General features: G+C 52.2%; 25 protein-coding genes and 1 tRNA gene. 17 read left to right on the forward strand and 9 right to left on the reverse strand.

Annotated features, from left to right (window positions below; translation table 11 throughout):
* Positions 1-2 precede the first annotated feature (2 nt).
* The 5 genes from BM040_RS11545 to BM040_RS11565 all read left to right on the forward strand — a co-directional run bounded on the left by BM040_RS11545 (position 3) and on the right by BM040_RS11565 (position 3,775).
* A complete protein-coding gene (locus tag BM040_RS11545; protein ID WP_092101497.1) occupies positions 3-557 on the forward strand; it encodes a DUF1599 domain-containing protein in 555 nt (184 codons plus the stop codon).
* Between the two features lie 116 nt (positions 558-673).
* A complete protein-coding gene (locus BM040_RS11550) occupies positions 674-1,780 on the forward strand; it encodes a BT_3928 family protein (protein ID WP_092101269.1) in 1,107 nt (368 codons plus the stop codon).
* Positions 1,770-2,510: a hypothetical protein gene (locus BM040_RS11555; protein ID WP_092101271.1), complete on the forward strand. Its 741-nt coding sequence runs from the start codon at positions 1,770-1,772 to the stop codon at positions 2,508-2,510. Before BM040_RS11550 ends, BM040_RS11555 begins: the two co-directional genes overlap by 11 nt.
* A gap of 46 nt (positions 2,511-2,556) precedes the next feature.
* Positions 2,557-3,063: a shikimate kinase gene (locus BM040_RS11560; RefSeq protein WP_245756194.1), complete on the forward strand. Its 507-nt coding sequence runs from the start codon at positions 2,557-2,559 to the stop codon at positions 3,061-3,063.
* A 100-nt stretch (positions 3,064-3,163) separates the two neighbouring features.
* A complete protein-coding gene (locus tag BM040_RS11565; RefSeq protein WP_092101273.1) occupies positions 3,164-3,775 on the forward strand; it encodes a sterol desaturase family protein in 612 nt (203 codons plus the stop codon).
* Between the two features lie 70 nt (positions 3,776-3,845).
* Here BM040_RS11565 and BM040_RS21755 read toward each other — a convergent pair whose 3' ends face one another.
* On the reverse strand, positions 3,846-4,016 hold the full coding sequence (locus BM040_RS21755) for a hypothetical protein (RefSeq protein ID WP_170114003.1): 171 nt from the start codon (positions 4,014-4,016) through the stop codon (positions 3,846-3,848).
* Positions 4,017-4,252: 236 nt separating this feature from the next.
* On the opposite strand from BM040_RS21755, the gene BM040_RS11570 reads away from it, so the two are divergent.
* The 3 genes from BM040_RS11570 (at position 4,253) to BM040_RS11580 (ending at position 7,237) form a co-directional block, all read left to right on the forward strand.
* The gene (locus BM040_RS11570) at positions 4,253-4,627 is read left to right on the forward strand and encodes a hypothetical protein (RefSeq protein WP_092101275.1); all 375 of its coding nucleotides are present in this window, start codon (positions 4,253-4,255) and stop codon (positions 4,625-4,627) included.
* A gap of 118 nt (positions 4,628-4,745) precedes the next feature.
* On the forward strand, positions 4,746-5,264 hold the full coding sequence (locus tag BM040_RS11575) for a hypothetical protein (protein ID WP_092101277.1): 519 nt from the start codon (positions 4,746-4,748) through the stop codon (positions 5,262-5,264).
* 272 nt (positions 5,265-5,536) lie between these two features.
* Entirely contained in the window at positions 5,537-7,237 is a 1,701-nt protein-coding gene (locus tag BM040_RS11580; RefSeq protein WP_092101279.1) for a GNAT family N-acetyltransferase, read from the forward strand.
* 97 nt (positions 7,238-7,334) lie between these two features.
* Here BM040_RS11580 and BM040_RS11585 read toward each other — a convergent pair.
* The 4 genes from BM040_RS11585 to pheS all read right to left on the reverse strand — a co-directional run bounded on the left by BM040_RS11585 (position 7,335) and on the right by pheS (position 9,930).
* A tRNA-Asn gene (locus tag BM040_RS11585) sits at positions 7,335-7,408 on the reverse strand.
* Positions 7,409-7,541: 133 nt separating this feature from the next.
* A complete protein-coding gene (locus BM040_RS11590) occupies positions 7,542-7,961 on the reverse strand; it encodes a Rieske (2Fe-2S) protein (RefSeq protein ID WP_139217796.1) in 420 nt (139 codons plus the stop codon).
* A complete protein-coding gene (locus BM040_RS11595) occupies positions 7,951-8,811 on the reverse strand; it encodes a 3-hydroxyacyl-CoA dehydrogenase family protein (RefSeq protein ID WP_092101281.1) in 861 nt (286 codons plus the stop codon). Before BM040_RS11595 ends, BM040_RS11590 begins: the two co-directional genes overlap by 11 nt.
* 93 nt (positions 8,812-8,904) lie before the next feature.
* Positions 8,905-9,930, reverse strand: a complete 1,026-nt coding sequence (gene pheS / locus BM040_RS11600) for a phenylalanine--tRNA ligase subunit alpha (protein WP_092101283.1) — start codon at positions 9,928-9,930, stop codon at positions 8,905-8,907.
* Positions 9,931-10,925: 995 nt separating this feature from the next.
* Between pheS and BM040_RS11605 the strand changes: the two genes are divergently transcribed.
* The 9 genes from BM040_RS11605 (at position 10,926) to BM040_RS11645 (ending at position 21,293) form a co-directional block, all read left to right on the forward strand.
* Positions 10,926-11,780, forward strand: coding sequence for a LiaF transmembrane domain-containing protein (locus tag BM040_RS11605; RefSeq protein WP_092101285.1), 855 nt, complete (start codon positions 10,926-10,928; stop codon positions 11,778-11,780).
* 62 nt (positions 11,781-11,842) lie between these two features.
* Positions 11,843-12,220, forward strand: coding sequence for a hypothetical protein (locus BM040_RS11610; RefSeq protein WP_092101287.1), 378 nt, complete (start codon positions 11,843-11,845; stop codon positions 12,218-12,220).
* Positions 12,221-12,347: 127 nt separating this feature from the next.
* Positions 12,348-13,376: a sensor histidine kinase gene (locus BM040_RS11615; protein ID WP_092101289.1), complete on the forward strand. Its 1,029-nt coding sequence runs from the start codon at positions 12,348-12,350 to the stop codon at positions 13,374-13,376.
* Entirely contained in the window at positions 13,369-14,112 is a 744-nt protein-coding gene (locus BM040_RS11620; protein WP_092101291.1) for a LytR/AlgR family response regulator transcription factor, read from the forward strand. The genes BM040_RS11615 and BM040_RS11620 overlap by 8 nt, the downstream gene beginning before the upstream one ends.
* 272 nt (positions 14,113-14,384) lie before the next feature.
* Entirely contained in the window at positions 14,385-15,017 is a 633-nt protein-coding gene (locus BM040_RS11625; protein WP_092101293.1) for a TetR/AcrR family transcriptional regulator, read from the forward strand.
* Between the two features lie 32 nt (positions 15,018-15,049).
* Positions 15,050-16,423 carry a TolC family protein gene (locus BM040_RS11630; protein WP_092101295.1) on the forward strand — a complete coding sequence of 458 codons (1,374 nt, stop codon included), beginning with the start codon at positions 15,050-15,052 and terminating at the stop codon, positions 16,421-16,423.
* Between the two features lie 29 nt (positions 16,424-16,452).
* The gene (locus BM040_RS11635) at positions 16,453-17,604 is read left to right on the forward strand and encodes an efflux RND transporter periplasmic adaptor subunit (RefSeq protein WP_092101297.1); all 1,152 of its coding nucleotides are present in this window, start codon (positions 16,453-16,455) and stop codon (positions 17,602-17,604) included.
* Between the two features lie 19 nt (positions 17,605-17,623).
* Complete coding sequence (locus BM040_RS11640; protein WP_092101299.1) at positions 17,624-21,037, forward strand: efflux RND transporter permease subunit; 3,414 nt, start codon at positions 17,624-17,626, stop codon at positions 21,035-21,037.
* A gap of 4 nt (positions 21,038-21,041) precedes the next feature.
* A complete protein-coding gene (locus BM040_RS11645; protein WP_092101301.1) occupies positions 21,042-21,293 on the forward strand; it encodes an acyl carrier protein in 252 nt (83 codons plus the stop codon).
* Positions 21,294-22,012: 719 nt separating this feature from the next.
* Here BM040_RS11645 and BM040_RS11650 read toward each other — a convergent pair.
* The 4 genes from BM040_RS11650 to BM040_RS11665 all read right to left on the reverse strand — a co-directional run bounded on the left by BM040_RS11650 (position 22,013) and on the right by BM040_RS11665 (position 24,850).
* Positions 22,013-22,753, reverse strand: coding sequence for a M48 family metallopeptidase (locus tag BM040_RS11650; RefSeq protein ID WP_092101303.1), 741 nt, complete (start codon positions 22,751-22,753; stop codon positions 22,013-22,015).
* 262 nt (positions 22,754-23,015) lie between these two features.
* Positions 23,016-23,219, reverse strand: a complete 204-nt coding sequence (locus BM040_RS11655; RefSeq protein ID WP_092101305.1) for a hypothetical protein — start codon at positions 23,217-23,219, stop codon at positions 23,016-23,018.
* Positions 23,220-23,433: 214 nt separating this feature from the next.
* The gene (locus tag BM040_RS11660; protein ID WP_092101307.1) at positions 23,434-23,991 is read right to left on the reverse strand and encodes a YkvA family protein; all 558 of its coding nucleotides are present in this window, start codon (positions 23,989-23,991) and stop codon (positions 23,434-23,436) included.
* 241 nt (positions 23,992-24,232) lie between these two features.
* Positions 24,233-24,850, reverse strand: coding sequence for a C40 family peptidase (locus tag BM040_RS11665; protein ID WP_092101503.1), 618 nt, complete (start codon positions 24,848-24,850; stop codon positions 24,233-24,235).
* Between the last annotated feature and the right edge of the window lie 15 nt (positions 24,851-24,865).

Here is a 24,865-nt window from a genome sequence, read left to right on the forward strand (position 1 = left end):
AGTTGATTAGTCAAACACTGCAGGAATATAATCAGGTAGTACAGCGCTGCAAGGATACCTTTGTGAAGAAAACCAAGGACTATGGCACTGCCTGGCGCGTGCTGCGGCTTCCGTCTATCACAGATCAGATCTTCATCAAGGCCCAGCGCATCCGCTCTATCCAGGAAAAAGGCAAACAGCTGGTGGCCGACGACATCAACAGTGAGTTTGTGGGCATCATCAACTACTGCGTGATTGCGCTGATGCAGCTCAATCTGCCCGCCGACGCTCCGCTGAGCCTTTCGGCCGAGGAGGTGGAGCGGGAGTATACGCGCCACATCGAGGAAAACATCCAGCTGCTGAACGCTAAGAACCACGACTACGGCGAGGCCTGGCGCGACATGCGCGTGAGTTCCATCACCGACATCATCCTGATGAAGCTTTACCGCACCAAGCAGATAGAGGACAACGAAGGGCAAACGCTGATTTCGGAGGGCGTGGAGGCCAACTACCGCGACATGATAAACTACGCCGTGTTTGCGCTTATCAAGGCCGGGTATGCAGAGAAGGTCAGTTAAGGGCATGGGCTAAAAGTATAAATCACTAACTTTTTAACCTTCTAACTTTCTAACTGTTAAGACGCAGGTGTTGCGACTCTCTAACTCCCAAACTCTTTAACTCTCAAACTTAAAAGATGAAGTTTATCAGTAAATTCTTCTGGCTCTTTGTAGGGGTGCTGTTCATTTTTTCGGGGCTGATTAAGATAAACGACCCGGTGGGCACGGCTATTAAGTTGGAGGAGTATTTTGATGTCTTCTCGCAGGACATCGCGCCGTTTTTCAAGAGCTTTGAGCCTTACTCACTGTTTTTGTCCATCTTCCTGAGCGCGGCAGAGATTGTGCTGGGCGTGGCGCTGCTGGTGCGCTACCAGCTAAAGGCGGTGCTGTGGCTGCTGCTTATCATGATTGTGTTCTTCACGTTCCTTACCTTCTATTCGGCATACTTCGACAAGGTGACCGACTGTGGCTGCTTTGGCGATGCCATTAAGCTGACGCCGTGGGAGTCGTTCACGAAGGACGTGGTGCTGCTGGTGATGATTGTGGTGCTCCTGTTTACGCAGCAGTACCTGCAGCCCTTCATGCGCGCCTCCTCAGGGGCCATTATCACCATTATTGTCACAGCGCTGTCGGTGGCGGTGGGGTGGTATGCTTACGAGCACCTACCTTACATCGACTTCAGGGCTTATAAAGTGGGCAACAACATCCCGGAGCTCATGAAACCATCGGAGCCGCTGCGCTACAAGTATATCCTGACCAAAAACGGGCAGGACGAGGAGTTTGAAGAGTACCCGATGGATACCACCTATACTTTTAAGCAGATGGTGGCCATAAACCCGGAGGCAGGCCCCAAGATCACGGACTTTAACGTGTGGAACGATGAGGGCGACCACACGCAGGAGGTACTGACAGGCAAAAAGCTGCTGATAATTGTGCACAGCGTGGCCAAGGCAGAGACGGATAACATCAAAGACATAAACGCATTGGTGAAGGCCGCAGAGGCAGCCGGTATTACGCCCATGGTAGTAACCAGCAGCAGCTCCGCCGACTTCGAGAAGTTCCGCCACGAGGTAAACCTGGCTGTACCTTACTATTTCGGCGACGGCACTGTGCTGAAGACCATTATCCGCTCCAACCCTGGCCTCGTGCTGCTGCAGGACGGCATCGTAAAAGGCAAATGGCACCATAACGACACCCCCAGTATAGAGGAGGTAAAAGAGGCGCTGACGGAACATGAGGAATAAGCTACTTCTTGTACTGTTCTTCATACTTACTTTGGCTTCCTGTAAAGAGGAAAGTGCAACGTATGGAGTATGCAAGTACGAAACAAGCAATCCGCAGCTACAGGTGTACAATGATCTGCTCATTGAGCTGGTAGAAAACGAATTCTATTACCTGTACCTCGGAGAGAAAGCGGATGTGCTGAAAGATGAGTTAGATAAACTTAATGACCCGGATTCTGTAGCTGCTTTTAATGCGGGTAATGCGAAATTGCAGGAGCTGAAGCAAGAGGTGGCAAAAGATACGTCAGGGCTTAAGACAATCTATATTAGCCACAAGAATCATCATAAATATGTGTTCGATGAGTTTATTGCCGCGCTTTGGGGAAGGCAGGGGGCAGATAGCCCTATGAGGCAGATGCTGAGAAAGTACGATGCAGACAGTAGCACTACGTTTTTACGTCTGCATGACCCTCAACTAAAGTATAGCGCTTCCGATTTCCAGGCCTGTACTTTCAAAGTCGGTTCTTTAGAGGGCGCTGATTTGATTTATGAATTGGAACCTGAGCAGATACAAAACGCCATCGGCCAAGTAAGCCTTTCTGAAATCCAATGGAATAAGCAGCGGAACAAAGGAGTTTTGTACTACGAGTTCTTCTGTAGCACAAAGTGCGGAAAGGGGGAGCTGATAGAGTTTGAGAACGTGAATGGGCGCTGGAGGATATCTGAGCGTACGATGCTATGGATCTCTTAATGACAGCTGCGCTTACTGTTAGCATCACAATCTATACTTGAAACCAATGCGAATCTTCCTGATAGGCATGATGGGCAGCGGCAAAACCACGCTGGGGCGGCAACTGGCCGGGCGGCTTGGCTATACGTTCGTGGACCTGGACGAGTACCTGGTGCAGCGTGAGGGGCAAAGTATAGCGCAGATTTTTGAGCGGCAGGGCCAGGAGCACTTCCGGAGGCTGGAGCGGCAGGCGCTGGAGGAGGTGGTGCAAGCCCATGAACAGGCCGTGATCTCTACCGGGGGCGGGGCTCCCTGCTTTTTTGATAACATAAATTACATCAACCAGCATGGCACCAGCATCTACCTGAATGTGCCGGTAGAGCAGCTGGTAGAGAGACTTTTAGCACAGGGCCTGGAAGAGCGGCCGCTCCTGGCTGGCAAAAGCCCTGCAGAATTAAATTCCTTCCTGGCCGAAACATTAACCCACCGAAAGCAGTTCTACGAACGCGCAACCATTGCGCTCTCAGACGCCCAAGCCTCTGCGGATAACCTGTTAACCCTGCTTAACCTATAGCACCGACACCACGTTAATAAACTTTATACCGGAGGTAATTGGTGGCTAAACTTTAAAAAATAAGTAGTTTTGCAGCACTAACTGATACAGCAACCCAACTATGAAACCTAATCACAAAGGAAGCGCACAGCTTTTCAAGAATCCGGTTCTGGAGAAGATGACCAGGACGCACATCGCCGTGCCTATCTCCATCTTCCTAATCATTGCAACCGGGCTAATCTACTACGGCATTACCCACGGATTTATCAGTATTTTAGAGGCCATCGGCTTCTTTTTCCTGGGGTGGTTTATTTTTACGCTGATTGAGTACCTGGCGCACCGCTACGTTTTCCACATGGACACGGATACGCCCTTTAAGGCGCGCCTGCAGTACCTGTTCCATGGTAACCACCACGAGTTCCCGAAAGACAAGGAGCGACTGGCCATGCCTCCGATTGTAAGTATACTTTACGCTTCGGCCTTCTTCTTTATCTTCAAGATAGTCTTCGGCACTTTTGTGTTCGGGGTAGTGGCCGGCCTGCTGTTTGGCTACGCCATGTACCTGCTGGTGCACTATGTGGTGCATGCCTATCCGCCGCCCAAAAACTTCCTGAAAGAACTCTGGATTAACCATAGCATTCACCATTACAAGGATCCGGAGGCTGCCTTTGGGGTGTCCTCACCGCTGTGGGACTATATTCTGGGCACCATGCCGAAACGAACCAAGAAGTAACTCCAACAAAGCATAAAACAGAAAAAGGGACCTGGTTAAGGTCCCTTTTTCTGTTTTATGCTTGTCTCGTTTATCTCCTGAACTTGCGGAATAGCCAGGTAATCAGCAGCACGATCAGCACGATAATAACGAGGGCTGTCCACATGCCTGCCTTAAAGATGTCTCCTATCACTTCGCAACTGCTCATCGTGAAGGCAAGCAGCACGAGCAGCATCATCAGGAATGGTTTTATAGTTTTCATGGTTTTATACTTTAGATGGTGCCCCGGCCTGTAGTAAACACGGCAACTCGCCGGCCAGCGCAAGTATGACAATATTGCCATGTATATTTACTGCTAAGCCCTTTAAAAGGTTGGCAGGCGAGGTATTACGGCACAAAAGTATAAAGCTTGCGGTGGGCTGCGCTTATCAAATGTGTGATTAAAATAATCTGGAGGTGGGGTTATGTGGTTACTGTATAACCTTGTAGATTTGTAACGTGCGCCACTTTGTAAAGTACATACTGCTCTTTGCCTTTGCCGTGCTGGGCTTCTCCGGCTCGGAGCAGGGACGCTATGCCGAGGCAGTGCATACGTTGCCCCAGGCGCCTGCAGCCAATAAAGAGCCGGACAAGCTGTCGGCAAACGAGCTGTACAAGCTGTCGGGCCTGCAGCGGGCAGAGGAGCGGGTAAATACTGCACAAAGCCAACCAGCGCCACCATCCAAAGGCAACGCGGGCGGTTTATTGGCGCGGGGTTATGCGCTTGAGCTACAGGTGCAAAGCCTTGTTTCGCAACAGGTGCTGCGTTCCAGGTTAATCTGCCTGAGCCTGACCGTTCGGGAAATCATCTTCCCCTTCCACTACTTCTGGTAATTCAGCTATACTTCCGGTAACGGCTGGGTGCGGCTCAGCCTCTTTAAAGCCCTGCTGGCATGTTGGTGCATGCTTTGCCGTGGCGTGTAGTTTATTATATAAAAAGAAGTATAGCAAGATGGATTTATCAACCATAATTATAGGAATAGTTGCGCTGGCGCTGTTTGTGGTGCCAATTATGTACATCCAAAGGGTACAGAAAAGGAAAGCTGAGAAGCAGTTGCATGAGTTTATTACACAGGGCGAGGCGCAGCAGCTAAAGTTAACAAAGCATGAGTTCTGGGATGATTGCTACGGCATCGGCCTTGATGAGAGGCAGCACAAGCTGTTTTATGTGAGAAAGTTCAAGGACCGGGAGCAGCAGAAGGTAGTGAGCCTTGCCGATATGAAGAAGTGCAGCGTATCGAACCTGAGCCGCGAATCGAACGGAACCAAAGTAATTGATCAGATAGAGCTGCGTTTCACTCCCCGTGACGCTAAGGCGCAGGATGTATGCCTGGAGTTTTACAGCCGCGAGGTTAACCTGATGCTGGCTGAGGAGCTGCAAACGGCTAACAAATGGAGTGCCATTGCCAATGAGGGCATTGTGGCCGCTTCGGCCTCTGTCTCATCTCATACTTCTGTGCCTACAGCATAGTCAATCACATAAGCAAAGTATAAGCCCATATTTGAAGCGGGCCGGGTGATGCACCCGGCCCGCTTGTTTTTTACATCGCCACCCCAAACACATAAAAGGAGGCTCACCTAGTATAGCTATCAACTGATATATTCTGAAATTTTTTTGAATTTTATCAAGGTGTTCTGCTTACTTGATTCTGGTTTGCATCGTATTACTTGTGATTAGAATAATCATACTTTGGGCTGCCTGGACCATGGTTGTCGGAGTCATAAACAAGTAACATATAATATATGCAATTAAACCAGCCAAGTAAACCGATCCTGACTGAGGAGAGGGTGGTAAAGATCGAGGTTATAACAGGGGAGAGCGTTTTACAACTGCTTTCAGACAACAGCTTTTTGCTTAGCTGGTCCAGCCTTTACCAATCGTGCCCCTGGGCCACTGTTTTCCAGAGCCATGAATATGTAAGCGTGTGGTATCAGATATACCATCAGCAACATCTGCCTATCGTGATAAAAGAAGAAACAGGAGGCAGGCTAACAGGCCTTCTGACGCTGGCTAAGGATGTAAAAGAACTTGGAATTACGGCTGCCGGAGGCTGGAGCGCCTACTACCATACCTGGCTTGTGGCGGATTATGACGACAATGGATTTATAAAGAAGGCGCTAACACTGGTCAGACAGAAATTTCCCGGGCAAAAAATCACGTTTAAGTATATCCCTCCGCAAACCCCACTCGGCTGGTTAGATGGGGGCTACTGGAGCAGACGACACGTTATCCGCCCGTTCCTGCGGCCGGTGATGGACTTTACTGCCCCCAATGTGGGGAAACTCTTCAGCAAAAAACAGTTCAGGGAGGGCCGCAACCGCTTGAGCAGGGTTGGCAATCTTACCTATGAGCAGATTACGGACTATGACGCCTTTGTTTCTGTACTGGATGAACTTGCCGACCAGTATGACTTCCGGAAAGCGGTGACACTGAATAAAACACCGTTCAGAAAGAACCTGCAGAAAAAGGAGTTCCTTTTGGCCCTCTACAGGCAAAACATACTTCATGTAGCGGTGCTGAGGGTGAACGGGCATATCGCTGCCTCTCTTGTGGCTACCGAGGGCAAAAACAGGTGGGTTCACGGTGCCGGTATAAACACGCACTCACCTCTTTACGGCAAGTACTCCCCAGGCTATTTAATCATGGTAATGCTTGGGCAGCATTTGTACGGAAAAGGGTACCAGGCCTTTGACCTAACCCCAGGAGGGCACGAGTACAAAGAGAGGCTAGCCAATACACACGATCAGCTCTACGAACTCTGTATCACAAGCCAGTGGGATGCTTTATCTACCAAGTTATACTATGACTACCTGAAGGAGGGGAGTAAGGCATTGTTCTCTGGTGCAGGTATCAACCTAAAGTACGTGAAGCGCTCTATTGATAAGAAGGTAAAACTTGGGAAAGAAAAGCTGAAATTAGCCAGGCATGGAAGTATAGGTGCCCTGGCCGAGCGGGGCAGTGTGGAGGAAGGCAGCGGAGGTAAAAGCATTGTCTTTAAAATCGATCCGGTTAAAAGCGATGCAACTGATGGTGCTCCTGTAAAAGTCAACAGCCTGTGTGATCTCCTCGATTTTGACGCGGACGGAGGGAGCATCACACGTTGGGAGTTTATGAAAGAGAGTGTGCAACGATTCGAGAACGGCGAGCAGGCCTATACTTTGGTAAAAGACGGACGCCTGGCAGCTTGTGTATGGAGGCACCCGGAGATGAAACATGCTGAAAAGGATAGTGCCTGCTTGCACCATGGGGCGGTGATGCTTGATGGGATTTACTGCCACGCGGACGCACACAAAGCCTTACCTACGTTTTTAGCTGCCGTTGCCACACAATTACCTGGCGATGGCTCGCATCTTTACCTAAGAGTCAGTGATACCGACAAAACTATATGCACAGCATTGGACAAAGCAGGCTTTGCTACAGAAAGCGTGCTGCATAATAACTAGCCAGTTGCGTCAGGTGCAGGAGGGGTTGAGTAACTGCCTTTAACGCTGAGCTATAGTATACAAAACAAAAAAGCCACTCATTTCTGAGTGGCTTCTGCTCCCCCTCCTGGGCTTGAACCAGGGACCCCCTGATTAACAGTCAGGTGCTCTAACCAACTGAGCTAAGGAGGAATGTTATGTTATCGCCGGCAACTGTCTCGCCGTTTGATGATGCAATATTACGGCAGTTAAGCTTAATACGCAAGTATGGTCTCAAAAAAATCTTTCCAGTAAGATTAATTTGCTGGAAATCAATCTAAAAAATTTAATTGCTAATGTAGAGCGTGGAGGCTACCAAAGAAGTTCTGTACTGCCTTAGAGCTGAAATGGCCGGACCGCCAATGACCTGGCCCTGCAGGTTGAACTGAGAACCGCAGCAAGGGTCGGTAATGTATAGCCGTGATTGGTCTACCTCCAGCAGGCAGTCGTTGCCGGGGTCGTAGGTGCAGGTGCGCTCAAAGGCCAGGTAGCTGCTGGCGTTCTGCCGCACCACGATAATGCCCTTGTAGCCCTCCAGCAGGTAAGCGTAGCCACCATCCTGGCGAAGTTCGGGGTACAGCTGACTGTTTATGTTGAGCTGGGTGTTTACGGGCACGTTGGGTATAATGGGGCTGTTGCTGCTGTTCTTGCTGCAGGCACCGGCAAGTATGGCCAGCAGGGGCAGTAGCAGTAGTTTATTTCTCATACGTATAAAATCCTTTACCCGACTTGCGGCCATGGTGCCCCGCATCTACTTTCTGTTGCTGAATGCGGCTTGGCCTGAACTTAGCGTCGTAGTGGAATGCCTCGAACATGGAGGAGGTGACCGAGAAATTGGTGTCCACACCAATCAAATCCATTAGTTCAAAAGGCCCCATCTTAAAGCCGCTGGCCTGCATTAACTTGTCTATCGTTTCTACGTCAGCTACGCCCTCTTCCAGCAACTTCAGGCTCTCCACGTAATAATGGCGCGCCACGCGGTTCACGATAAAGCCAGGGGAGTCTTTGGCCATTACAGCCGTTTTATCCAGCTTTTCTGCCAGCTGTTTGATGGTTTGGGCTACCTCCGGGGAGGTGGCCGCGCCGGAGATCACCTCCACCAGCTTCATGATGTGGGCCGGGTTAAAGAAGTGCATGCCCACTACGCGCTCCGGGTTGGGTACGGCAGCAGCAATCTGCGTTATCGGAATAGAGGACGTGTTGGAGGCAAGTATGGTGTCGGGGGAGTTGATGCCAGCCAGGTCTCTGAAGATGCTTTGCTTTACCTCCAGCCGTTCCACCACTGCCTCAATGGCTACATCGCAATGTAGTTGCAGCGTGTCGCTAGTATAGGTGATGTTCAAAAGGGCAGCCGCTTTCTGGGCCTCGGTCAGCTTGCCCCGCTCAATACCCTTGTCGAGGTTTTGAATGGTGGTCTGCTGCGCCTTCTCCAGTACCTGTGCGTTGATGTCGAACAGGATGGTTTTATACCCTGCCTGCGCGCAAATCTGCGCAATGCCCTGGCCCATGGTTCCGGCACCGACTACGCCTATGGTTTTGATATCCTCTAGCTTCATGGCTTTAGCTTATACTTATAAGAGAGAAGAGTGAATGCTCTGCTATACTTGTACGGCAAAACATTCACTCTTCTACGTGGTCATCCATCAAAACTATATTACCCCTTCAAACTGACGCAGGAAGCGCACGTCGTTTTCGGTGAAGAGGCGCAGGTCCTTTATCTGGTACTTTAGCATCGTGATACGTTCGATGCCCATGCCAAAAGCAAAGCCCGAGTATACTTCCGGGTCGATGCCGGAGCTCTGGAGAACGGCAGGGTCTACCATGCCCGAGCCGCCAATCTCTACCCAGCCGCTGCTTTTGCAGATGTTGCAGCCTTCGCCTTTGCAGATGAAGCAGGTAATGTCAATCTCGGCGCTAGGCTCAGTGAATGGGAAGAACGACGGACGGAAGCGGATCTGCGTGTCCTGACCGAACATCTCCTTGGCGAAGTAGTATAGCGTCTCTTTCAGGTCTTTAAAGCTCACGCCTTTGTTTACGTACAGGCCCTCTACCTGGTGGAACACCATGTGCGCACGCGCTGAGATGGCCTCGTTGCGGTATACACGGCCCGGCATGATGCTGCGTAGCGGCGGCTGGTTGTTTTCCATCAGGCGCACCTGCACGGTAGAAGTATGGGTGCGGAGCAGTTTCTCTTTGTTTTCGCTCAGGAAGAAGGTGTCCTGCATTTCGCGGGCCGGGTGATTTTCGGGGAAATTCAGGGCAGAGAAGTTGTGCCAGTCGTCCTCCATCTCCGGGCCCTCTGCCACGTTAAAGCCGATGCGCTCAAAAATGCGCACGATCTCCTGGCGCACCAGCGAGAGCGGGTGGCGCGTGCCCAGTGTATTAGGTATGGTTGGTAGGGTAAAATCGAAGCCTGTGTCGCTGGCATTGTCGGCGGCGCTGGCCAGTTGCTCCTGCGCCTGGTCGAAGCGCTCCTGGGCGCGGTTTTTCAGGGCATTCAGTTGCTGGCCCACCTCACGGCGCTGCTCCGGCGCTACCGTCTTCAGCCCGTCAAAAAGGTCCGCGATGCGGCCCTTGCGCCCCATGTAGGCAATGCGGAATTGCTCCAACTCGGCAGCGTTGGTAAGCGACGCGGCCTCTATCTCTTGTGCTACTTGTTGTATGTTCTCAACCATAATGCAAAGATAATAAATTGACGCGTTCCGCCTCTATTTAGGTCATGCTGAGTTCTGTAATGCCGGGTCCAACCACCCCTGCCCCCTCCTTGTCTAAGGAGGGGAGTCTGTGATTACTACTTCCAAAATAAAAGTTTTATAGTCTCTGTTTTATCTGCAAAAATACAAACCCACCCCAACTCCTCCGAGGAGGGGGAATTGTCAGCAAGAGTATAAACACCCCTTGCCCCTCCCGAGAGGGGAATTATGCCCTTTCACTGTCATCTCGAGCGCAGTGAGAAATAAATCTGGCTGGAATTCTAAACAGATCTCTCCCGAAGGTCGAGATGACAGCAAGGGCAGCGGCTATTGATTCTGTTCCCAGCCTTTGGGTTGAGCGCCTCGAGAGGTTCCGGTGACGAGCTGGAGGCGAGGCAGCCCGAGGTACGAGGGCAGGAAGCGAAAGCAGCGCGATGCCCGAAGGCGAGGCCTCCCGGCCTGGGAGGGCAAAAAGCAGGAGATGAAACGAGCCGCTGGTGGGAACTAGAGGATGAACGGAGGCTAGTAAGGATAGCTCGGTTCCAGTTGCAGGAAGCAGTGGCTAGTGAAGTATGACTTGACAAGTATAAAAGCTTAGCAGAAGTATAACTTTTTAAGCTAGTCGGGTTACAAACCCAACGCCATAGTAGGCACGAGTTGCAAACTCGCGCCAACGACGGGGATGGAAGTATAGCCCAAGTATAAAACCCTCTCAATCCTTTCATCCTGAAAATCCTGATTCAGAAGAGTATAAAGTATGGCTCACCTCTAGCTATAGAAAGAACAGCCATACAAGTATAACCCACAACAACCCAATCCCTTCACTTCATCGGTAAATTGCAGAAACACCCCAGCTTTCGTAGCTTACCGACGCGAACCTACCGCTTACCGACTTCTCTCCCGGGTCTGCCTATTAGCCATAGACGTGCGGGCACAATTGCAGTACCTTTACAATAGAAATTAAAACGAAAGGAACTATGGAAAACAGAAATCAATCTTCGAACCAAAACTATGGCGACCACTGGCCCGAGCCCCGTGGAGGCACCAGCGGCAAAGTGATAGCAGGCATGCTCCTGATTGTGGTGGGCCTGGCCATACTTGCCTCGAAGCTGCACATCTTCTTCCTGCCTGGCTGGGTATTCTCGTGGCAGATGTTTTTAATCGTTCTGGGCCTTTTCATTGGCTTCAGGCATAACTTCCGCAAGCCGGGGTGGCTGATTCTGGTGCTCCTCGGCACGATTTTCCTGATAAACGACCTGGTGACGGGCTTTAACCTGCGCATTTACTTCTGGCCGATCCTGCTCATTGGCATTGGCCTGTGGGTGATGCTGAAACCACGCGGCCGGCGGGACCACTTCCATACTTTCCCGCCTGCTCCGGGCAGCCACACCACGCAAAACCGGCAGCCGGAGTATACTTACGAAAGTATGGGCGGAGCCCCTGAGCCGGAGAGCAGCACATACACTACTGCAGAAAACAGTACATACGGCACAGAAGATATCGTAGACGCCGTGGCCATACTTGGGGGCATCAAGAAAAACATCATCTCGAAGAACTTCCTGGGCGGAGAGGTGGTGAGTGTGTTTGGGGGCACAGAGCTGAACCTGAGCCAGGCCGACATTCAGCACCCGGTTGTGCTGGAGGCGACGCAGATTTTTGGCGGCACCACGCTTATTATACCACCGCACTGGGAGGTAAAATCAGAAATGGTGGCCATCCTGGGCGGCATCGACGACAAGCGCCCGGTCATGCCCGGCGGCTACGACCCCAGCAAGGTGCTGATCCTGAAAGGAACCTCGCTCTTCGGCGGCCTCCAGCTCAAAAGCTACTAAAGTATAGAGTAGTTGTTAGTTAATGGTTGCTAGTTATTGGTGATAGGAATCAATTGAAATGAATGGAAAATTTTAGAGTTGGCATTTACCTCATAGTTGTAGCAGTTCTACAGTTCCTTACTGTCCTGCTCTTCGGCTACATAAAAGAAGGTGGAGATATAAATGCTGCATCTATGTATCCAGTAGTTTACCTGTTACCTGCTGTAGTTTATAGCTTCTTCAGCGGCTTGCTTTTCAATATCAGTGAGCAAAGAAAGTTGAGTGGACGACTCCTTTTATTACTTGTACCAGCTCTGCTTGCAGTTGTTCTAAATGAAGTGACGAACACCTTAGATAAAGGGCTGTACTATATGATTATAGCAGCTGCTTTGCTAATCAATGCAGGCTACTACTATATTGTTAAGAAGAACAGAAGAACCACCTCCACCAACGAAACCTAAACCACACCAAGGCGTGCTTTAGCCGTCACCTTATTGGTTGTTAGTTGATGATTACCAGATTCACTACGCCTAAACTTTCTAACTCCCAAACTCTCTAACTCCCCAATTCCTAAACTCCCCAATTCACATGTCTCCAAGCCGGATTATACTTGCTTACCTGGGATGGGCGCTGCTGTGGGCAGTGGTGCAGACCGTGCTGCTCCGGACGGCGGGTTTTAGCCTGGCAGTCGCAGTGTCGGATGCTTTGCTGACCAACCTGCTGCTCACCATCGGGGGTTATGCCATGGGGGCGGGGCTGCGCTACTACCAGCCAAGTATAAAAGAGGCTGCTTACCTGCTGGCCTGGAGCATGGGCCTGGCCGTGCTCAGCACCATGGTCTTTTACTGGCTCACTACCAGAATCCACAAAGGGGATGTGGTGTACCTGGATTTTGTGGACGCCACCCTGCCGGTGCGCTTTGTGTTTACCTGGCTCTTGGTGCTGCTGCTTTTGCTGCTGAGCTGGTTCTGGTTTTATACTTTGGAGCGGCAGCAGGACGAGCAGCGCCGTTCCACTGCCGAGAAACTGGCCCGGGAGGCGGAGCTCCATACCCTGCGCCAGCAACTGCAGCCGCACTTCCTGTTCAACAGCCTCAACTCCATCAGCGCGCTGGTGGTGGCCCGGCCGGAGCAGGCACGCCGGATGATACAACAGCTTTCTGATTTTCTGCGCGGCACTTTGCGCAAGGACGATCAGCAGCAGGTGCCCCTCTCTGATGAGCTCAAGCAGCTGGAGTTATACTTAGAAATAGAGAAAGTGCGCTTTGGGCACCGCCTGCAAACTGCCATTGAAGTACAAAATGAAACGATGAACATGCGCCTGCCAGTCCTGTTGCTGCAGCCCGTGGTGGAGAACGCCATCAAGTTTGGCCTTTACGACACCGTTGGTGACACGGTGATAAGTATAAAAGCCACCGCCCAGGACCACCACCTGCTGCTGCAGGTGCAGAACCCCTACGACCCCGCCACCACGCGTCCGCAGCGCGGCACCGGCTTCGGCCTAAGCTCCGTGCAGCGCCGCCTCTACCTGCTCTACGCCCGGCAGGACCTGTTGCAGACGCAGCAGCAGGACGATCAGTTTATTACCAGCATTAAAATCCCGCAGAAAAATGATTAAGTGTTTAGTTATAGACGACGAGCCGCTGGCCCGCAGCATTGTGGTAGAGTACCTGCAAAAGCACCCGGAGATGGAGGTGGTGCAGGAGTGTGGCGATGGCTTTGAGGGGATAAAGGCTATCCAGCAGCACCGCCCCGACCTGGTTTTCCTCGACATCCAGATGCCCAAGATAAACGGCTTTGAAATGCTGGAGCTGGTGGAGCAGGCGCCCGGAGTGATTTTTACCACTGCCTTTGACGAGTACGCCCTGAAGGCTTTCGAGGCCAACGCCGTGGATTACCTGCTCAAGCCCTTCAGCCAGGAACGTTTTGATGCGGCCGTAAAAAAGTGGCAGGAGAAGCAGCGTGTAAAGGCAACGGAAAATAAGGTAGAGGAGCTAGCCGAAGTACCCGCCAAGCAACCCGAGGAGCACCTGCGCATTGTGGTCAAAGCCGCCAACGACATCCGCATCATTCCGGTAAAGGACGTGCTATACTTGGAAGCCTATGACGACTACGTGAAAGTATATACTGCCGAAGGCCTCTTCCTGAAGAAGAAAACCATGGGCTACTACGAGCGTGTGCTGGACCCCAAGCAGTTTGTGCGCGTCCACCGCTCCTACATTATCCCCCTTTCCCAACTCACCCGCATCGAAACGCTGGAGAAAGACAGCCATGTGGCCCTGCTCAAGAGCGGGGTACGCGTGCCCCTGAGCCGGACGGGTTACTCCAAGCTGCGCTCGGTGCTGGGCATTTAAGCAAGAAATTTTTTATAGGATACTGCCGTGTCACCTGCCGGGGGAAGGGTAGACGCATGCTCGCCGGTTCGTCTGCAGAAAGTATAACTTGGTGTACAGAACCCTGCGATTCGTCCCGGAACCTGGCATTTGACAGCGGCAATGCGCGAGCCATTGGCTTTGTAAAAAAGCTATAAATGAGGCTTATAGACTTTGTGAACGCCTTGAAATTTAGAGCAGGAAACTTTTGAAACAAAAAATGTTTCCATAGTTTTGCCGCACAAACTACCACTATGGAGATAGCAGAGAAGTCAGAAATAGAGTTAAGAATCCTGAAGGCCGCTTTTGAAATGTTCCGCCAGCGGGGCTTCAAGAGTGTGTCGATGGACGATATCGCCCAGCACCTGGGCATGTCGAAAAAGACGCTTTACAAGTGGTTCCGCAACAAAGACCAGGTGGTATACGACGCTACGGCCTGTTATCTGCGCAGCATTCAGGAGTCGTGCGAGGGGTACATCTGTGAGGCTCCCAACGCCCTGGAGGAGCTCTTCCGCATTATGACACTGACCAAGCAGGTGTTTTCCGACATGCACCCCTCTATTTTTCACGATTTGCAGAGGCATCACCCTGACAGTTGGGAACTGTGGGTGAAACACAAAAGCGGCTTCATGCTGGAGAAGGTGAAGGGCAACATCCGTCGGGGCATAAAGGAAGGGCTCTACCGCAAAGACATGGATGTGGAGGTGCTGGCCCGCATGCGTCTGGCCCTGATCGAGTTGCCGTTTAACCGGGAAGTTTTCCCGTCGCACGAGTTCAATATCAGCCAAGTGCAGCTGGCGGTGCTGGAGCATTACATGCTGGGAATGGCCACTCTGAAGGGGCACAAGCTCATCAATGAATACAAGCAGATAACCGAAGAAGAATAACGACTACCGATCACTACCAAGCTACTAAAATTATGAAAAAACAGATCAGCCTGCTGCTTGCCATACTTTCTCTGTGCAGTGGCAGCTTTGCGCAAGGGCAGCAGCAGGAGGCAATGCGCCTGAGCCTGCAGGAAAGCATAACCTATGCCCTGAAGAACAGAGCCAGCCTGCAGGCCACCCGCAATGAGGAGAAAAGCGCCAAAGGCAGAGTCGGAGAGATACGCGCCATGGGCCTGCCGCAGATAGATGCGATGCTGGAGGTGGGCGATAACTTTGTGCAGCAGCAAACCTTCCTGCCGGCCGAGTTCTTCAACGACCCGAATGACCCTAACTCGCCGCCGCCCGGCACGTTTGTACCCATCACCTTCACCCCAACCTACACCAGCAATGCGGTGGTTTCTGCCAGCCAGTTGGTTTTTGATGGCTCTTACCTGATTGGCCTGAAGGCGGCCAAAACCTACACCGAACTCTCGCGCAGAACCACCACCCAAAGCGAGATAGAAGTAGCCGAGCAGGTGAGCAAAGCCTACTACAGCGTGCTGGTTAGCGGCGAGCGCATGCAGCTGCTTAACCAGAACATCACCCGCCTCGACACGCTGCTTTTTCAGACCAACGTGATGTTTGAGAACGGCGTGGCCGAGAAACTGGACGTGGACCGCCTGCGCGTGCAGCTCAACAACCTGAAGGTAGAGCAGCAGAAAACACAGCGCCTGCTGCAGCTGAGCGAGAACCTGCTCAAGTACCAGATGGGCCTGCCGCAGCACCAGCCCGTGCTGCTCACCGACAGGCTCGAAGAGGTGGACATAGACATGAGCCAGGTATACCCACAGAATTTCGACTACGGCAACCGCATCGAGTACTCGCTGCTGGAGACCCAGCAAAGCCTGGCCGAACTGGACGTGCGCAACATCCGCTCCGGGTATCTGCCCAAACTATACTTAAATGCCCGCTACGGTTACAATGCCGCCAGCAACGACTTCAAAGCCATCACGACAACGAGCAATTACCTGGAGTACGGCTACGTGGGCGCGCAACTACAGGTACCTATCTTCGATGGCCTGCGCAGGCATTACCAGATACAGCAGAGCCGCGTGACCTTGGAGAACACCAAGCTGGGCTTTGAGACGCTGCGCCAAAGCATAGACCTGGAGCTAAAGCAGGCCTCCACCGAGCTTACCAACGCCCTCGATGTGCTGAAGGCGCAGGAGGAGAACCTGGCCCTGGCCGAAGACATTGCCCGCGTGTCTAAAATTAAGTTTCAGGAGGGCGTGGGCACCAACCTGGAGGTAGTAACCGCCGAAACCGACCTGCGCGAGGCCCAAACCAACTATTACGCCGCCATCTACGATGCCCTTATCGCCAAGGTGAACCTGGAGAAGGCCACCGGCACATTACTCACAAAATAAACTATCGAAAAACACCTACTACTATCACCATGAACCGAATCTTAGCAACAGCATTTTTTGCAGGTATACTTAGCCTTGCCTCCTGTGGCGGTGGCGACGACAAACAGGCCCAACTGGATGCCTTGAAAGAGCAGCAGGCCAGCATTCAGAAGCAGATAGAGGAGTTGGAGGCGGAACTGAAGGCCGAGGGCAAAACCGTGGCCGTGCAGCAGAAGACCGTGCCCGTATCGGTAACCACGCTGGCGCAGGACACCTTCCGCCACTACCTGGAGGTGCAGGGCCGGGTGGACTTTACGCAGAACGTGCTGGTAAGCGCCAAAGTACCGGGCGTGCTGACAAGCGTGCGCGTGGAGCGCGGCGACCGCGTGACGAAGGGGCAAACCATGGCCACTATTGATGCGCAGGTACTGGAGCAGAATCTGGCCGAGGTAAAAACCCGCCTCGACCTGGCTAACGTGGCCTTTGAGAAGCAGAAAAACCTCTGGGACCAGAAAATAGGCACCGAGATGCAGTACCTCACGGCTAAAAACAACAAGGAGGCGCTGGAGCGTAACCTGGCAGCCCTGCAGCAGCAGCGCGACCAGTTTAACATCAAGGCCCCTATCAGCGGGGTGGTGGATGAGGTGATCCCGAATACGGGCGAGGCCGTGGCGCCGGGCGTGGGCATTATCCGGGTGGTGAACCTGGAGGGAGGCAAAATCATGGCCGAGATCTCCGAGGCGTACCAGGACAGGATTTCGAAAGGAGACCAGGCGGTGGTATACTTCCCCGACCTGAAAAAAGAAGTGGCCATGACCGTGGACGTGGTGAGCAGCTTCATCAACCCCACCAGCCGCACCTTCACCACAGAGCTTCGCTTCCGGAACGGGGCCGACGTAACCCTGCGCCCTAACATGGTGGCCGTGGTGCGCATCGAAGATTACAAGAACGAGGATGTGGTGACGCTGCCGGTAAACCTGGTGCAGAAAGACGAGAAGACGAGCTATGTGTACGTGGCCCAGAAAAAGGACAATGGTTACATCGCCACGCGAAAAGAAGTGAAGACCGGCCTGAGCTATGGCGGTAACGTGGAGGTGCTCAACGGCCTGGCCGCCGGCGATATGGTGATTACAGCAGGCTACAAAAGCGTGAACGAGGGGCAGCCCGTGGTGTTTGCGCAGAACAGCCTCACCCAGAAGTAATGCCTAAAAGTATAAAACTATGAAAGAGTTTAAGCCAACCAGCTGGTCTATTGACAACAAGACCAGTATCTATATCATGACCCTCATCGTCACGCTGGCGGGTATCTTCTCCTATGTAAACCTGCAGAAGGAGAACTTCCCGGACATCGTGATACCAACTGTGATGGTGGCCACCATACACCCGGGCACCTCGCCCTCGGATATGGAGAACCTCATTACCAGGCCCATCGAAAAGCAACTGAAGGCCATTAACGGGGTGAAGAAAATTACCTCCAACTCCATGCAGGACTTCTCCATGATAGCTGTGGAGTTTAACACCGATGTGGAGGTGCCGGAGGCCAAGCAACAGGTACGGGATGCTGTGGACAAGGCCCGCACTGACCTGCCCACCGACCTGGATCAGGAGCCCAACATCCAGGAGATCAACTTCTCCGAGTTCCCGATTATGTATGTCAACGTGTCGGGCAACTATAGCCTGGACCAGCTGAAGGACTACGCCGAAGACCTGCAGGACCGCTTTGAGGCCTATCCCGAGATTACGCGCGTGGACATGGTAGGCGCCCTGGACAAGGAGGTGCAGGTAAATGTGGACCTGTACAAGATGCAGGCTGCCCAGGTTACTTTTATGGACATCTCCAACGCCATTGCCCGCGAGAACGTTACCATCTCTGGTGGCAACATTACGGTAGGAGAGGCAAGGCGATCGGTGCGTGTGACGGGCCAGTACGTAGACCCCGAGAAGATTGGCGACATTGTGCTGCAGTCGGTGGCGGGGGCCAATATCAAGCTCCGCGACATTGCCGAGGTGAAGCAGGGTTTTAAAGAGCAGGAAAGCTTTGCGCGCCTGGGCAACGAGCCCGTTATCACGCTTAACATCATCAAGCGCAGCGGCGAGAACCTGATTGAGGCCTCGGACAAGATACACGCCACCATTGAGGAGATGCAGCGCACCTCGCTGCCCCAAGACCTGCACATCACCGTCACCGGCGACCAGTCTACCCAGACCCGCCATACATTGAACGACCTGATCAACACCATCATCATCGGCTTTGTGCTGGTAACCCTGATCCTGATGTTCTTCATGGGTACCACCAACGCCATTTTCGTGGGCCTGTCAGTGCCGATTTCCATGTTCCTGGCCTTTATCCTGATGCCGACCTTCGGTTTCACGCTGAACATGATCGTGCTCTTCTCGTTCCTGCTGGCACTGGGCATTGTGGTGGACGACGCCATTGTGGTGATTGAAAACACCCACCGCATCTACCATACCACTAACCTGAACATCGTGAAGTCGGCGAAGGTGGCCGCCGGGGAGGTATTCTTGCCGGTGCTGGCCGGTACGCTTACCACCGTGGCACCGTTCCTGCCGCTGGCCTTCTGGCCAGGTATCGTGGGAGAGTTCATGTTCTTCCTGCCTATCACGCTCATCGTTACGCTGTTGTCGTCGCTGCTGGTGGCCTTTATCATCAACCCGGTGTTCGCGGTGTCCTTTATGAAGCGGCACGGCGAGGAGCAGTCTACCCCAAGGTCGCGCAGGATATTCTGGGTCCTGATAAGTATAGCCGTGGTGGTGGCAGCCGTTGGCTACATAGCCGGCTGGTACGGCACGGCCAACCTGATCATGCTTTTTGTGGTGCTGATACTGCTGAACAAGTATGTGCTCACCGGGCTGATCAATAAATTCCAGGGCCGTGTGCTGCCGCGCTTTATGAGCGGCTACGAGCGGCTGCTGCGCTGGATGCTGGTGGGCAAGCGCCCGATCGGCGTTTTTGCCGGCATCTTTGTCCTGCTGATTTTTTCAGGCGCCCTGACGGCGTTGCGCCCGCCCAAGGTGGAGTTCTTCCCGAGCAGCGACCCGAACTTTGTCTATGCTTACATCAACATGCCTATCGGTACTGATCAGGCTGTAACCGACTCTGTTACCAAGCTAGTGGAGCGCCGCGTGTACAACGTAATTGGCCAAAACAATCCGGATGTGGAATCGGTTATTTCGAACGTTGCCATCGGGGCAGGTGATGAAAACGACCGCACCACCACGGCACAATCTCATAAAGGAAAGGTTACCGTTGCCTTTGTGGAGTATAAAGACCGTCAGACGGACAAAACATCGGCCGAGTATCTGACCGGTATCCGGGAGGCAGTGCAGGGGATACCCGGTGCGGAGGTTACCGTGAGCCAGGAGCAAAACGGTCCGCCTGTGGGTAAGCCCATCTCGATAGAGGTGGCCGGAGAGGACTTTGAGGAGTTGATAGCTTTGTCGAAGCAAATCAAGCAGTACATCGATCAGCAGCAGATTGGCGGGATTGAGGAACTGCGCTCCGACCTGGAAGACAGCAAGCCGGAGATTGTGGTGAACATAGACCGGGAGCGCGCCAACCGCGAGGGCATCAGTACGGGCCAGATAGGGCAGGAGGTGCGTACGGCCATCTTTGGCATGGAGGCCTCCAAGTTTAAGCTCGATGAGGAAGAGTACCCGATTCAGGTGCGCTACGCCGAGCCATACCGCGATAACATTGACGCGCTGCTGGACATGCGCATTACCTACCGCGATATGAATACGGGTATTGTTCGCCAGATTCCGCTCTCGTCGGTGGCCACAGTGGACTACACCAACTCCTACGGAGGCATCAAGCGCAAGAACCTGAAGCGTGTGGTAACGCTGGAGTCTAACGTGCTGGATGGCTACAATGCCAACGAGGTGGTGCAGCAGATACAGGGGGCACTGCAGAACTTCCAGACGCCGGAGGGCTACGAGATAAGTATGGGTGGTGAGCAGCAGGAGCAGCAGGAGTCGGCAAACTTCCTGATGATTGCCCTGGTGGCAGCTTTCTGCATCATCTTCCTGATTTTGGTGACGCAGTTTAACTCGGTTTCCAAGCCGTTCATCATCCTGTCGGAGGTGCTGTTCTCCATTATCGGGGTGCTGCTGGGCTTCTCCATCTTTGGCATGGAAGTCTCAGTCGTAATGACAGGCGTGGGAATTGTGGCACTTGCGGGCATTGTGGTGAAAAACGGTATACTTATTGTGGAATTTACGGACATCCTGCTGAGCGAAGGCAAGGAGCTAAGGGAGGCAATTGTGGAGGCCGGAAAAACACGTTTGAACCCGGTGTTGCTTACGGCCACCGCCACCATACTTGGCCTGATTCCGCTGGCATTGGGCCTGAACCTGAACTTCTATACGTTGTTCACGGAGTTTGAGGCAGGCCTGTTTATGGGGGGCGACAGTGCCGCTTTCTGGGGGCCGCTCGCCTGGACAATTATTTTTGGCCTGGGTTTTGCCACGGCAGTAACTTTGCTGATAGTGCCGGTGATGTACCTGCTCAACGAGAAGCTAAAGGACAGACTGATTGGCAAGGAGAAGCGAGGCACCCTGAAACTGCAGCAGCAGGAGGCGCATGTAAACGGAAAAGTTAGAGAATACACATTATAGATTTATGCTTATAACAGATACCGCTATTGAGAAGGAGGTTATCCGTATCATTAGCAAAACCAAAGAGATAAAAGCTGACCGCCTTTGGGCAGACAGAATGCTGAAGGACTTCGGTTTTGACATCGTGGACGTGGTGGATATTATCCTGGAGTTGGAGAAAAACTTCAAGATCACGATTCCGGATGAGGTGAAGATTGACAAGGTAGGAGACTTTGTGAAGTACGTAGCCTCTCATACGGTAAAGGAAGTCAGTTGATGTAAAGGATATAGAGTGGAACATAAAGCGGAAGCCCCGGGACCTAAGTCCCGGGGCTTCCGCTTTATAATTTGGTTATAAGCCCTCAGCAGCTTTGTAGCTTATACTTTGGCTATACTTCTATACTTTGCTAGTTTATACTTTCCTAGCCGCTGCTTTCTTCTATCTGAAACAAGCTATCCTCTTTAGCCACCGTTCATCCTCCAGCCTTACAAACCTATTGTTTCATCTCTAGCTTTGGTGCCCTCAAGGCCGGGAGGCCTCGCCTTCGGGCATCGCGCGGTGTTCCCTCCTTGCCTCGCTCGCGCTCAGCATGCCCTTGACGGGCACCGGATCTCACAAGGCGCTCAACCCTAAGGCTGGGAAAGGATTCGATACCCGCTGCCCCTGCTGTCATCTCGACCATCGGGAGAGATCTGAAGAGAATTTCAGATAGACCTCTCGCGCTGCTCGAGATGACAGAGAGAGTAGTAAGTATAATTCCCCTCCTTAGACAAGGAGGGGCAGGGGTGGTTGGACCCGGCTCTACAAACCAATTACAACAAACCATACTTTAAAAATAAAGAAGCGCTGCAGGTTAACCTGCAGCGCTTCTTTTACGCCTCTTCAAAAATATAAATGGCGCAAGGATACCGGGTAGCAGCAGCTTCTTGGGCCGTTGCCAGTTTGTTTTCTAACAATAAGTATAAATCAGGTAGTAAAGTATAGCAATAGGCAAATTAGAAAATAGAGATTCTATAAGCTTTCAGTTTCTTGTCGAGCTCCCTTGCGTTGCCGCATACACTGTCGAGCAGTGCCCAGAAGCGGGGACCGTGGTTCTTCTCCACCGTGTGCGCCAGTTCATGCAGAATGACGTAGTCGCAGAGGGCGTCGGGCAGGCGCATCAGGTGCAGGTTCAGGTTAATGTTGTTGGTGTGCGAGCAGCTGCCCCAACGGCTCTTGGCGTTCTTGATGAACACGTTCTGGTACTCAAACCCAAACTTCTCGGCAAAGTAGGCCACCCGCTGCGGCAGGTGCTGCTTGGCTTCCTTGCGGTAAGCCTCTTCTATAGAGCTGCGGATAAACTTCTGCACATCCGTGTCCTGCACCTCCTTAAAAGCGGGGTAGAACACGTTGATGTAGCCATCCTGGATAACGCAGCGCATGTCGTAGCGGGCGTGGGTAAGCAGGCGCAGCTTGTGGAACTTGGTTTTGAACTCGGAGTTATGGTCGTAAACCGTTACCCGTTCCTCCTGTTGCTGCATGCGCGCCTGGTGTTCCTTAATCCAGTCGGTTTTGGTGTAGATGAGCTGTTCGGCTTTTTCGAAGCTGATGTGCGGTGGCACGGCTACGCGCACCCCCTTTAACGGACGAACGCTGATGCTCAGGCGCTTGGCTTTATCGCTCCGCTCAAACAGCACCTTTCCAATCCCGTCGATATGCAGGTTGACGGATGTAAGACGTAAGAATGATGAAGACACTGGCTAAAAGTTAAAGTACAAATTCTTTCGGCCAAAGATAGTTATTAATTTAATTTAAAAAAGCCTAGGCTGCGAGCTTTTATGGCTTTTATTTTAAATTAGTGTATTGATATTGTGCTATATTAAACAAAATAAAGTCAGAAGTCATCCTGAGAAAGAGAGCTTTTAAACACCTCTATTAGCTATATAAAGTACAAGAAAACAGCAGCGGCAGGCTATACTATAACCTGCCGCTGCAAAGAATAGGGTAAAGCAATCTGTTTTAACGCACGTTTCCGCCGGAGGGCATGTCGTCGTGCGGGTTTTTGGGCGCACGGCTGCTGTCGGTGGTGGAGGAACGCTCCGACGACTCGTGCGTGCCCTTGGCTCCGCCGTGGTGGCCTTCGGAAGCATGGTGGGCATCAGGTGTGGTGTGCTCCTGCTGCTTTTTATTTTTCTTTTCCTCGTCTTTTTTATTCGTTTTCATAGTATGGAGCTTTAGTTAGATTAAGTATAGGAACAGTATTAGGTTGAAGTATAGAAGAGAACTGTCAATCTATAAGAAACTTGGTAGAAGGTAGGTTAATGCCCACAATATCCTTTCAGGATGACAAAATAGTAGAAGCTAATGCTGTCCACATACTTACTTTATACTTTAAACGTCTTTTGTCCTTTGTCCAAGATTCCTTTGTCCTGTTACTTTAGTAATTAGGCCTTGTTTCGGTCTGGATGTCGCCGGCAGAACGGTCGCTGTACTTAGGGGTGCCGAAGGAGATGTCAGCGTCGTGCTTTTCAGGCGCATGAGGCTCCTGCTCTCTTGGCGTTACCCTGATAGGGCGGCTGGCCTCCCACTCCCTGAATTTATCCAGCTCGGTTTTTATACCCGCCATAAACCAAGCCAGCAGGCTGGCGTCGTCCAGCAAGCCAATCACCGGAATCACGTCCGGGATTATGTCTATCGGCATCAGGAAATAAATCAGCACGGCTACACCACCTACCAGCGTGGCGGTAGGAATGCCTTTGTACTCACCGGAACTGGCCGCTTTTATCATGCGCGTCAGCAGCTGCAGGTTTTCCCATACTTCGCCGGCGATGGCGCCTACGCCTTTTTTGGCAGTGGCCTTTTTTAGTGTGTCGCTGATTAGCTTTGCTACCTGGGTCGGGTGTTTCAGGTAGGATTCAGCTTTCTCCAGTAACCTCTTAAAAAGGGGGGTGTCGGCTATCTTTTTTCCTTCAGGGCCTGTGTTGTTCTCTGTCATGCTTGTCGTGTGCTTATACTTTAAAAGTGGTGTGGTTGGGCTGTATCCGCCAACGGGGGCGCAAGTTGCGTAAACAAACGGTAACCTTCCTATACTTTCTCCCTATAAAATTGTTTTGCCAGGAGTGATGTTTTTAGCGCAGCCCTGCCAGGGCAGAAACCAGCCAAGCGATTAACAGGCAGCCGCTTCCCAATGTTTATAACGGATGCCGCCCCGGACGCACTGGTAAAGTATAAACTGGCTAGTTTACACGGCCGGCAGCGTAGAAATAGTTACGGTAGTAGGGCTCCGACAGCGAGCTGACCATGACGCCGCCATTGGTGGCCGAGTGTATAAACTTGTTGTTCTTGAGGTAAACGCCTACATGGAAGATGGGCTCTTTGGAACTGCGGCGGAAGAAAACGAGGTCGCCGGTGCGGAGGCTGTCTTTCTGTATGTGGGCCACATCCTCAAACATTGTATGGGAACTGCGGCTGAGGGTGATGCCGTACACTTCCTTATAGAGGCTGGTAACAAAGCCTGAGCAGTCGGTGCCGCGCTTGCTGCTGCTGCCGAAACGGTAGGGGGTGCCAATCCATTTGGAGGCTTCCTCCACGAGCGTGCGGTAATCCGGGTTGCGGAACCTGAGGCCAAGTTTCTTGACGTAATACTCCTCGTATTCCGGCTGGGCTTCCTCGCTTGTCGTCAGGGCGTCGGACCACATGTGCGGCACGTAGGCGGGTGCGGCAAAAGGCGCCACAATAGCATGTGTCTCATTCGCTGGTTCAGCGGCGGGTGCGTTTACAGGAGCCACCTCGTACAGGTAAGACAGCGCCAGCGACAGCATCGCTAAAACACTAAGTATAACTGCCTTTTTCATAGAATTAACCATATG

The sequence above is a fragment of the Pontibacter chinhatensis genome (genome assembly GCF_900113285.1).
GTDB classification, from domain to species: Bacteria; Bacteroidota; Bacteroidia; order Cytophagales; family Hymenobacteraceae; genus Pontibacter; species Pontibacter chinhatensis.